Origin of the sequence: Novosphingobium sp. KA1 (genome assembly GCF_017309955.1) — a bacterium.
Lineage (GTDB): Bacteria > Pseudomonadota > Alphaproteobacteria > Sphingomonadales > Sphingomonadaceae > Novosphingobium.
The window spans coordinates 3,718,126-3,728,092 of sequence record NZ_CP021247.1 but is presented as its reverse complement, the minus strand read 5'-3'; the positions used below and the strand labels follow the sequence as shown (position 1 = coordinate 3,728,092).

Here is a 9,967-nt window from a genome sequence, read left to right as displayed (position 1 = left end):
AAATTTCTCGTATTTTACGAGAAAAGATGGCAATATCAGATGGTTAATCGGGAATCATAATCCGCGTGTCGGGGGTTCGAGTCCCTCCTCCACCTGTTTTTTCAGCATTTTTCCCTGATTGAACATGGGCGCGCCCGAGGCAGTTGGGCGTTTAGTTGGGAGAAATTGCTCTCCCCTCCAGCTTTCTGATGGCCGCTTGGCCCAGTGTCGGATCACGGTGCATGTAATGGGCGTCGAGGATGGTCCCGACCTCCTTCAGGCTGTGGCCGTTGATCGCCGCGATTTCCGGAACGGTTGCGCCTGCGATGGCGAGACGCGGAAGCCTGATTCGGCCCGCTGCGTTCCCCGTTCGGTAGCGAGGATGGTGTCAGGCCGCGACCTGCTCTCTGCTGCCTATCGCGCCCGTGTGCGCTCAAGCGCTTGCCGCAGCGGCGCACTTGGCGGCACCGCGACTGGCACTTTGGTCTTGCGCCGGCGCACCAGGAGGTGCGGGAGTGATCTTCGCGCGGCGATCAATCCGATGGTGCGGGCGCTTTGCCGGGTACGGGCGGTGGCGGGCCGAAACTGCCGGCGGGCTGGGCATGCATCATCTGCTGGAGTTGAAGCATCGGGCGCTGGTCCTCGGTGATGCCGCCGGACATCGGACGGTCGATGTCGATCACCAGCAGCAAGGTGCCTCCGAACAGCACCAATAGAAGTGCGGCCGTCGTTCTGCCGCGGCGTCCGGCCAGGACATAGCCGAGGACGGCTGCGGCGATGACCTGATAGACGATCAGCATCAGGAACACTTCCAGCGGCACATGCGAGCGGCGGGATTGCTGCCGGGCGGCGTCCATGTCGATCATCTCGTTCATCGAACTGATGTAGGCGCTCGACAGCGGGCGGCCGTCCATCGCGGGGAACGCGACGACGGTGGCTTTCCAGAGATCGATGACGAGCTGGTCGCTGCGGTTCAGGGCCTGGCTTGGCACGGCGCTGCGCGCTTCACGGGCCAGTACGATTCGATTGTCGGTATAGTCCCGCAGGAGAACGCTGAGCCGGGTACGATGGGGTTCGGGCAGCAACTGGGTGCGAAGATACGTCGTTCCGATCGCGTTGGATTCGGCAAGCACCATTTGTCTGCGTGCGTCGAAACGATCGATCGAGAGCGAGAAGGTGAAGCCGACCAGAAGCGCGAGCAGGCCCATCACCGAGGAGACGATGTAGCCTTCTTCGTTATGCGAGCGGCTGGCATCGGCGACGCCATTGCGCACGCGTAGGCGCCAGCCGGCGAAGGCCGCAATGATCATGGCGCCGTAAAGGACCAGCCCGATCAGCGCCAATGGAGCGCTGAGTAGCCAATTGCCGACTTGCGCCATGAAACTCTCCGATTTGCGTTCAACCGCGTGATGGTGGCAGCGGGGGCTGATCCGACATATCGGTATAAACCCCTAGGTGGCGCGGTCCGGAACCGAACTGCATCGGAAGCGATGCGCGCGATTTCGATAGGGTGATCTGCCCCCTTCTGAGTGGCCCATCGACTATCGTAGTCTTGACCACGAAGGAGGAATGGAATGGCTCGGAAGCACAAGCCGGAGGAGATCATCGGCAAGCTGCGTGAGGCGGAGATCGTGTTGGCGCAGGGCGGGACGGTGGCCGACGCCTGCCGGCGGATCGGCGTCACCGAACAGAGCTATTACCGCTGGCGCAAGGAGTACGGCGGGCTGAAGATGGATCAGGCACGGCGGATGAAGGATCTCGAGCGAGAGAACGCCCGGCTGCGGCAGGCGGTGTCGGATCTGACGCTCGATAAAATGATTCTGCAGGAGGCGGCGCGGGGAAACTATTGAGCCCCGCCAGACGCCGCCGCTGTGTCGATCACATCCGAGGGATCATGGCTGTCTCCGAGCGGCGGGTGTGCCGTGTGCTCGGGCAACATCGATCGACGCAGCGCAAGGCGCCACGCGGGGCGGATGACGAAGCCGCACTGACGGAGGACATCATCGCTCTCGCCCGGCAATATGGTCGTTACGGCTATCGCCGGGTGACCGCCCTGCTGCGCGATGCGGGGTGGCATGTGAACCGTAAGCGGGTCGAGCGCATCTGGCGCCGCGAGGGGCTCAAGGTGCCGCAAAAGCAGCCGAAGCGCGGAAGGCTCTGGCTCCATGACGGATCGTGCATCCGGCTGCGGCCCGAATATCCGGGGCACGTGTGGTCCTACGACTTCGTCGAGGGCCGCACGCATGATGGTCGCAAGTTCCGCATCTTGTCGATCATCGACGAGGCCAGTCGGGAGTGCCTGGCCTTGCCGGTCGCGCGACGGCTCAGGAGCGAGGATGTGCTGGCGGCGCTGGCCGATCTGTTCGTCACGCGTGGGCCGCCTGCGCATATACGGTCGGACAATGGCCCCGAATTTATCGCCAATGCCGTGCAAGAATGGCTGGGCAGGATCGGTGTGAAGACGCTCTACATCACCCCCGGCAGCCCGTGGGAAAATGGCTACTGCGAGTCCTTCAACGGCTCGATGCGTGACGAGCTACTCAACGGTGAGATCTTCTACACCCTGGCCGAGGCTAAGATCCTGATCGAGGCTTGGCGGCGGCACTACAACACTGTCAGGCCGCACAGCTCGCTGGGCTACCGGCCGCCGGCCCCGGAAGCAGCGACGCCGCCATGGCCGCCCTCCGGTTCCGCTTCGCTCCACCTGCGGCCGGCCATGGCGCCGGAGGCAATCTTACACTAACAAATAACCCGGACCACTCGGTGGGGGCCGATCAAGGATGCTGTAGTTCACGCCCGCCTGCGCATTGATCAGCCGGCCGTCGTACTGGTCGATCTTCAGCGAGAGGTAATCGATGCGCGCGCTCGCCTCGAGGCGGGGCGCGATGCGATAGGTGCCGAAGAGGCCCACGGTCGGGATCGGGGCGAGGAAGTCCTTGCGGCGCTGTTCGGCCTGGACGGATCCTTCACCCACGTTGACCTCGCCGGACAGGGCCAGGTTGAAGCGCGTGGCGTGCAGACCGATCGCGGCGCCGAGTTCAAGGTTGTCCTGCTGGACAAAGGCATATCCCACCGTCAGGCGATAGATGTCGCTGTCGAAGCTGCTGTCGAGCTGGGCCGAGGCGGGATAGACGGTGTCGTCGAAGGTGATGTCGCGCTGCAGGGCGATCGAACCGCTGCGCTTCAGCTTGAAGAAATCGAAACCGACAATCACATGGCCGAAGCGCGCGCCCGCGCTGACGGCGGGCAGAACGTCCCGCTTGTCGAGGTCCAGGTCCTTCTCGAAGTCGATATCGGTGCCGACCGTCTCGGCCGTCTTGGAGGAAACCCGGACATTCGTGTCCACGCTTGGGTAATAACCCTGTGCGGAAATCCAGTAGTCGTTGTCCAGTGTCTGCGCCTCGCAGAGGGCGGGCGCCCAGGTGAGGCCGAGCAGCACGGCCGCTGCCGCCAGTCCTCCATGAGCGCCTGGATGAGCCGTACGTTCCTGCCTTCTCGGCGCAGCTATGTTCATGAAAGGCTCCCTGTTTTCCGACCTTGCGGATAATCGCGCGACACTGGACCGCCCCGTCTGCCGGTAATGGGAAAACACCATGGAGGTCGTCCTTCGCACGTTGGTCGACTGGTGAAATGTACAGCCACGACGGGCGGTAATTTATCAGGGTTTTCCCGGATTTGGCGTCGGGGGAAATCCGGGAAAACCCGATGCGGCGCGGGCACTGTCCGGCTCCATGGTCAGGCGGCGGCCGGGAACGGCGATTTCCAGCCCTTCGCGCTCGAATGCTCGCAATACCGCCAGCATCAGGGCTTCCTGACGCAGGAAGCCTTCCGAATGGCTGGGGCAGCGCAAGTGAGCGTGAATTTCGATCTCGAAACAGCCGTCGGTGAAGCCCAGTAGCCGGATGGGGCAGATGCTGGGAATATAATGCGGATCCTCGGTCAGGGTGCTGCGCAGCACTTCAAGCGCGCGGGCGAGGCCCTCCGCTCCGGCGGAATAGGATACGCCGACTTTCTGGCTGACGAAAAAGCGGTCGCGCTTTTCCAGGTTTTCGATCTTGCTGTCGGAAAGCTGGCTGTTGGGGATCGTCAGGATCGTACGGTCGCGGGTGCGGATGCGGGTGGAGCGCAAGCCGATCTCGTCCACCCGGCCGACCTCACCGTCGATGCGGCACAGGTCCCCGACCTGGACCGGCCGGTCCAGCAGCAAGGCAATGCCGCCGATGAGGTCCTCCACCGCCTGCCGGGCGCCCAGGGCGAAGGCAAGACCGCCGATCCCGAGCGCGGCGAGGCCCGCGGTGACGTCGATGCCGAAAGTCGCCAGGAATGCGGCGATGGCGATGGCCAGTATGAGCAGGCGGATCGATCGGATGATGAAGCCGGTCATGCCGATGCGCTGGGCATGGCCGGTGGCGCGGAAGCGGTCGGAAATGAAATCGCCAGCGACGGCGACCAGCCGCCAGGCCAGCCATGTCGCACCGGCCCAGACGACGATGCCGGACAGCCGGGCAATGGCCGCGCGTTCGGCAAGGCCCATGCCCAGTGGTTCGGCATTGGTGGAGATCGTCTGGTAGATCGCCATCAGCGTGGCCGGCGGAACCATGGCATAGATGATCGCGGCGACCGGGTGCGGCTTGCCGTCCTCCGACTGCTGCGCAAGGCGGTGGTAGAGGATCCTGAACAGCAGGACCACGGCTGCAAAGATCGTCAGCCCCACGCCCAGCAGCAGGACCCAGCTGGACAGCGGCGCGCCCAGAACGACCAGCTTGCGCTGGCTTTCGTCGACCGGACTTTCTTCGGCTGCGGGCGGCGGCGGCTCGGCGGCGAGTGCCTGCGCCAGCGTTTGCGCCGATACGCGCCAGATCTTGCGGCCTTCGTCGTCCTCGGTGCGTCTGGCGATGATCGGGATCTCTTCGCCGCCCGCTGTCAGGTTGCCGATCTTTTCCTCGTCGGGAGGCAGGCCGTCGTCGAGCGCGCCTTCCGCGGCGAGTGGCAGCGCCAGCCGCTGCGCGATGGACCCGGCCTTGTCCAGCAGCAGGCGGAATTGCCGCGCTTGCTCGGCGGCCTGTTCGGGCGAGGCCTTGCCGGTCTCGATGCCGGTCTCGATGTAACGGGCGAGCAGAGCATCGTCCTGTGCGCCGATCGCGGCCATCATGCCGATCTGCATGTTGCGCGGATTCTCGCGCTCCAGCGGATCGGACGGGGGCGAGGCGGCTTCGGTGGGTTCGTCTTTCGGCTTGTCTTCGGCCAGGGCCTGGGCGCCGGACAGGCCCAGCAGCCCCGCAGCAAGGGCGAGCCGGATCGACTTGCCCCAGGTTGTCTTTCGATTGTCGGTCCCAAATCCCATGCCTGATGACTCGCGAAATCGTCAGGGTTGCTCCGCCCATCGTCCATTCGATGCCTGCCGTGCGGCAGTTGGCGGCGCGCCTGCTCCATGGCCTGCGCGGGGGCGGGCGGCTTCGGCTGCGAACCCGTTTTTCGCGCTAGGAGGCGAAAACTATCCGCCTGAAAGCCATCGGTATATTGCGGATTTACCCGCGCGCGGGATGTGGCTGAACGAGGGGGCGAGTGGGGGAAGAATCCCCCTTCCATCGGGGTAAATGCCGATACCGGCCTTGGCGATGAAGTCCCAGTTTCCTCCAACCCATTCCACGGAGGAAGCAATGCCGGCGAAGAGACCCAATATCCTCGTAATCTGGGGTGACGACATCGGTTGGCAGAACATCAGTGCCTATGGCCTCGGCACGATGGGCTACACCACGCCCAACATCGACAGCATCGGCTATGCCGGGATTCGGTTCACCGACCACTATGCCCAGCCCTCGTGCACTGCGGGGCGCGCCTCGTTCATCACCGGCCAGTACCCGATCCGTTCGGGCATGGTGACGGTCGGCCAGCCGGGCGAGCCGCTGGGCCTTCAGCCTGCCTCGCCCTGCCTTGCGGAAGTGATGAAGGCAGCGGGCTACCGCACCGGCCACTTCGGCAAGAGCCACCTTGGCGATCGCAACGAGCACTTGCCGACCAACCATGGTTTCGACGAGTTCTTCGGCAACCTCTACCACCTCAACGTGTCGGAAGAGGACGAGCAGCGCGACTACCAGAACTTCGCCAAGGCCTATTCCGGTAGCCTGGAAGAGTACGAGAAGAAGTTCGGCGCCCGCGGCGTGATCCATTCCTGGGCCACCGATGTCGACGATCCCACCGAGGATCCGCGTTTCGGCAAGGTGGGCAAGCAGAAGATCGTCGACACCGGCCCGCTCCACCAGGAACGCATGCACGAGATCGACGAGAAGGAATTCATTCCGCCCGCGCTCGAGTTCATGAAGAACGCCAAGGATGCCGACGAGCCCTTCTTCGTCTGGCTCAACACCAGCCGCATGCACCTCTACACCCGCCTCAACGACAAGTGGCGTTACGCGGCCGAGAAGTATACCTCGGAGAGCGATCTGCATGGCTCGGGCATGATGCAGCACGACCATGACATCGGCATCGTGCTGGACTTCCTCAAGGAGAACGGCCTCGAGGAAGATACCATCGTCTGGTACTCGACGGACAACGTCCTGGGTCGCGAAGCAATGGCGCGATTTGGCCAGCAGGTCTCTTCGCGTCGACAACGATCGGCGCGGCCTGCATTCTGAGCCAGATGGCTTCCACCGTCAACGGGATCGCTCCCTGCCATAGCAAACACAGGATCCAGCGGCGCCGAGGCGGCCGTGGTCCTCACCGTCCTTAGAACGAGATACGCACCCAGGTGGAAGGCCCGAACATTATCTACAGGGTCGCTTTCGCGCCCTCATGGCCCTTACAGAGAGGGGTCCTTCCACCTGGCATCCGACCGTTCAATGAACGGCCGGTACTCTGTCCCCGTCTTGACGACCGCGTGAGCCACGCGCGCCATCTTGGCGGTGAGCGCCGTCATCGCCTTGCGGCGGCGATCGGCATCGTCCGCGTGCCCGGCGGTATATCGTCCGAGCTTGTCGCGGAAGCTGTTGTCGCGCTGCCGCGCGGCAATTTGGGCAGCCATCCAGAAGGTCCGGCGCAATCGTGCGTTGCCGTACTTGGATAGCTTGGTGCGGCCGCGGAAAGTGCCTGATTGGCAGGTCGCGAGATCCAGACCACAGAATTTCAGGAATTGGCGGTGATGGCTGAAGCGACGTAGATCGCCTGCCTCTGCCAGGATCGTCAGTGCATTGATCGGACCGATGCCGGGAATTTTGCGCAGCAACTGGTAGTCAACGTGATCGGCGAGCTTGAGATGGGCAAGCCGCTCAATCTCGTCGCGCTGCTGGATGAGACTTCGTCCCTGCGCAATGACCATACGGAACATGGTGATCGCCGCGGAGTCCTCTGGCACCGGCAACGCTGCCGAAGCGCGCGCAGTCTCATAAATATCGTTGATCAGCCTCGCTTTGGAGACCTTGCGCCCGATCAGTGGCCATACCTCGGTAGAGAAGGCTTCACGATCAAGCGAGGTTATAATGGCTGGGGTCGGAAATCGCTCGAGGAGCGCCAAGAACCAATCTGACCTGCTATTGCCCGCAAAGTGGGCGATCTCGGGAAAATAGAGCGGGAGGTAGTGGGTCAATATGCGATGCCAGGTTTGCGTCTTCATCTTGGAGACGACCTCGTGCGTCTTGGATAACTCCTGCAGATCGTTGATTCCGACAGCGAGCGGGTCGACATAGCGCTGGGTGGCGCCGATCTGCAGCATGTGCAGGATGACCTGCGCGTCCTTAGGGTCGTTCTTGTCCCAGCTATTATGCAACGCCTCCCGCGTCCGCGCCAAAGCCACCGACGAGATGAGCCGTAGCTCGAACCCTGCAGTGAGCAGCCGATGCGCAAGGGTCCGATGGTAGTTGCCTGTCGCTTCGAAGCCGACCACGATGGGCCTTCCGATGGCGGCGAGTTGGTCTGCCAGAGCATCATAGTCCGTCTTGGTCGCGAGCACCGTCATGCGCCTGCGTCGTCCGCCCTCGGGGCGCTCGATGAGCACCTCTTGCCGATTCTTGGCCATATCGATTGCTACCAGTACGGCGCCGGCGGGTGTAGAAGAGAGTTTGGTCATGATCGGTCAGCCTCCAAAGTGTCGTCTCGACAACCTCACTTTAGAGCCCTGCTGGGCGTTCATGACCGCCTTGATGAAGCCTGCGGGCGCTACGCGCCCTTGTCATCATCAAGGCAATCCGGCCATTCCAGAGCTTGCTTCCCAATGTGCTACGGCCCCGAGCATTCGTCCTGGCCGCATGGCGCCACCACCCCGTGGCGCGGCGAGAAGATGACCACCTACGAAGGCGGCGTTCGCGTGATCTCGATGCTCAAGTGGCCGGGCGTGATCGAGCCGCTGCAGCTCAAGAACGGCATCCAGTGCCACCAGGACATGTTCACCACGCTCGCGGTGGCTGCCGGTGTCGAGGACGTCAACGAGAAGATACTGGCGGAAAAGCAGCAGTACATCGACGGCGTCAACAACCTTCCCTACTGGAAGGGCGATGCCGAGGAATCGGCACGCAACCACGTGTTCCACTACAATGAATCCAAGCTCACCGCGATGCGCATGGGGCCGTGGAAGTGGCACTTCTCGACCGCCGAGGACTACTACGGCACGATCACCGGCCGCTCCAAGCCGCTGGTCTTCAACATCCGCATGGATCCCTTCGAAAGCTACGATAGCTCGGATTCCTACGGTCACCTGATCCAGAAGGTGTCGTGGCAGACCGGGCCGATGGGCGAGATGATGAAGGAGCATCTCATGACGCTCGCCAAGTACCCGCCGGTGCAGGGCGGCAAGAGCTTCGACATGTCCAACGTGGTCGAACAGTTCATGAGCAAGGGCCACGACTGACCGCGTGACCCGATGACGTTGCGGGGGCCGGGCACCATGATCGGTGCACGGCCCTCAAACGCATGTGCGGCCTGGGCCGTTTATGCGTCTACGACCTAGCCAAGCCGCGCGAACGTCGCGGCACCGCCGAGGTTCGCGGGGGGCGAAGCGTCGGGCCGGGCCTCCGTCCGGGCCATTTGTCCCTCGGGCATCAGCAGGAACTTGAGGCTGGTGCAAAGCGCATCGAGCGCGGCGGGGGCGACCGAGTAGAACACCAGCCGTGCCTCGCGCCGGGTGGCGACAAGGCCTGCCTGTCGCAGCACGGACAGTTGCTGCGACAGGGCTGGCTGGCCGATGCCGGTCCTTGTCTCGATTTCACCGACATTGCATTCGCCCTGTCCGAGGCAGCCGAGGATCGCATAGCGCAGCGGATGGGCGATGGCCTTGAGCAGCTCGATCGTGGCGGGTTCCGGTCCGGTCACGGTCATCCTCGCGTCTCTTCGAGGAACCAGCGGGTGGGTTCCTCTGCCGCGAACACGCTGTCGAGCGTCGGGTCAGGCCGGACCAGCAGGGCTTCGCCGGGTTGCCAGCCTTCGGGCGGGAACCCGCTGCCGGCGTCCGCGGCCTGCAGGGCGGCCACCACCCGCAGGATCTCCGCCACCGAACGTCCGATCTCGACGGGGTACGTGATGATCGCGCGCACCACCTGCCGGGGATCGATCACGAAGACGCTGCGGACCGCCCCGGCATCATGCGCATCGCGTGCCACCATGCCGTAAGCCTGGCCGACCACCAGTGTCGGATCCTCGACGATCGGAAAGCGCACTTCGATGCCGAAGCGGTCGCGGATGGCGCGCACCCATGCAAAGTGCGAATATAAGCTGTCGACCGAGAGCGCGAGCAGGTCGCAGTCCAGCTCCGCGAAACGGTCTGCCGCCTTGGCGAAGGCGATGAACTCCGAGGTGCAGACCGGCGTGAAGTCCGCCGGATGCGAGAAGAACACCAGCCAGCGGCCCGCATAGGCCGCCATTTCGACCGGGCCGGCGGTGGAGCGGGCGTGGAAGTTGGGCGCCCGGTCGCCGATGCGAAGGGCGGTCGCGGTGGTCGGGGTCGGCGGAGCGAGAGCGGTATCGAGGTCGTCCATGCAGCGAGCCTATCCGCACCGGCGTC

The 9,967-nt window shown here is 63.7% G+C and carries 8 protein-coding genes and 1 pseudogene; 3 read left to right on the top strand and 6 right to left on the bottom strand.

Annotated features, from left to right (window positions below; translation table 11 throughout):
• Positions 1 to 512: 512 nt before the first annotated feature.
• On the bottom strand, positions 513 to 1,358 hold the full coding sequence (locus CA833_RS17830) for a hypothetical protein (RefSeq protein WP_207078822.1): 846 nt from the start codon (positions 1,356 to 1,358) through the stop codon (positions 513 to 515).
• 195 nt (positions 1,359 to 1,553) lie between these two features.
• On the opposite strand from CA833_RS17830, the gene CA833_RS17825 reads away from it, so the two are divergent.
• A protein-coding gene (locus CA833_RS17825; protein ID WP_207078821.1) for an IS3 family transposase occupies positions 1,554 to 2,722 on the top strand; the annotation gives its coding sequence in 2 pieces (ribosomal slippage) (positions 1,554 to 1,815 and positions 1,815 to 2,722; 1,170 coding nt in all).
• On the opposite strand, the gene CA833_RS17820 is transcribed toward CA833_RS17825, so the two are convergent.
• Together CA833_RS17820 and CA833_RS17815 are read right to left on the bottom strand one after the other, a co-directional pair.
• Complete coding sequence (locus tag CA833_RS17820; RefSeq protein ID WP_207078820.1) at positions 2,714 to 3,493, bottom strand: hypothetical protein; 780 nt, start codon at positions 3,491 to 3,493, stop codon at positions 2,714 to 2,716. The genes CA833_RS17825 and CA833_RS17820 overlap by 9 nt on opposite strands.
• Before the next feature lie 144 nt (positions 3,494 to 3,637).
• Positions 3,638 to 5,323, bottom strand: a complete 1,686-nt coding sequence (locus tag CA833_RS17815; protein WP_207078819.1) for a mechanosensitive ion channel family protein — start codon at positions 5,321 to 5,323, stop codon at positions 3,638 to 3,640.
• A 316-nt stretch (positions 5,324 to 5,639) separates the two neighbouring features.
• Here CA833_RS17815 and CA833_RS17810 point away from each other — a divergent pair, with 316 nt between their 5' ends.
• The gene (locus CA833_RS17810) at positions 5,640 to 6,614 is read left to right on the top strand and encodes a sulfatase-like hydrolase/transferase (RefSeq protein ID WP_242526184.1); all 975 of its coding nucleotides are present in this window, start codon (positions 5,640 to 5,642) and stop codon (positions 6,612 to 6,614) included.
• 133 nt (positions 6,615 to 6,747) lie between these two features.
• Here the strand turns inward: CA833_RS17810 and CA833_RS17805 are convergent.
• Positions 6,748 to 8,041 (bottom strand): annotated as a pseudogene (locus CA833_RS17805) (IS110 family transposase).
• A gap of 144 nt (positions 8,042 to 8,185) precedes the next feature.
• Between CA833_RS17805 and CA833_RS17800 the strand changes: the two are divergent.
• On the top strand, positions 8,186 to 8,818 hold the full coding sequence (locus CA833_RS17800; RefSeq protein WP_242526183.1) for a hypothetical protein: 633 nt from the start codon (positions 8,186 to 8,188) through the stop codon (positions 8,816 to 8,818).
• A 95-nt stretch (positions 8,819 to 8,913) separates the two neighbouring features.
• Here the strand turns inward: CA833_RS17800 and CA833_RS17795 are convergent, their stop codons facing one another.
• Positions 8,914 to 9,285, bottom strand: coding sequence for a helix-turn-helix transcriptional regulator (locus CA833_RS17795; protein WP_207078818.1), 372 nt, complete (start codon positions 9,283 to 9,285; stop codon positions 8,914 to 8,916).
• Positions 9,282 to 9,941 (bottom strand): peroxiredoxin, encoded by a 660-nt coding sequence (locus CA833_RS17790; RefSeq protein WP_207078817.1) that lies wholly within the window; start codon positions 9,939 to 9,941, stop codon positions 9,282 to 9,284. Before CA833_RS17790 ends, CA833_RS17795 begins: the two co-directional genes overlap by 4 nt.
• Between the last annotated feature and the right edge of the window lie 26 nt (positions 9,942 to 9,967).

What these genes read in the sequence shown, in the direction of transcription:
- CA833_RS17810 (WP_242526184.1), top strand. Translation starts at nt 5,640, where the DNA reads ATGCCGGCGAAGAGACCCAATATCCTCGTAATCTGGGGTGACGACATC.
- CA833_RS17815 (WP_207078819.1), bottom strand. Translation starts at nt 5,323, where the DNA reads ATGGGATTTGGGACCGACAATCGAAAGACAACCTGGGGCAAGTCGATC.
- CA833_RS17830 (WP_207078822.1), bottom strand. Translation starts at nt 1,358, where the DNA reads ATGGCGCAAGTCGGCAATTGGCTACTCAGCGCTCCATTGGCGCTGATC.
- CA833_RS17790 (WP_207078817.1), bottom strand. Translation starts at nt 9,941, where the DNA reads ATGGACGACCTCGATACCGCTCTCGCTCCGCCGACCCCGACCACCGCG.
- CA833_RS17800 (WP_242526183.1), top strand. Translation starts at nt 8,186, where the DNA reads ATGTGCTACGGCCCCGAGCATTCGTCCTGGCCGCATGGCGCCACCACC.
- CA833_RS17795 (WP_207078818.1), bottom strand. Translation starts at nt 9,285, where the DNA reads ATGACCGTGACCGGACCGGAACCCGCCACGATCGAGCTGCTCAAGGCC.
- CA833_RS17820 (WP_207078820.1), bottom strand. Translation starts at nt 3,493, where the DNA reads ATGAACATAGCTGCGCCGAGAAGGCAGGAACGTACGGCTCATCCAGGC.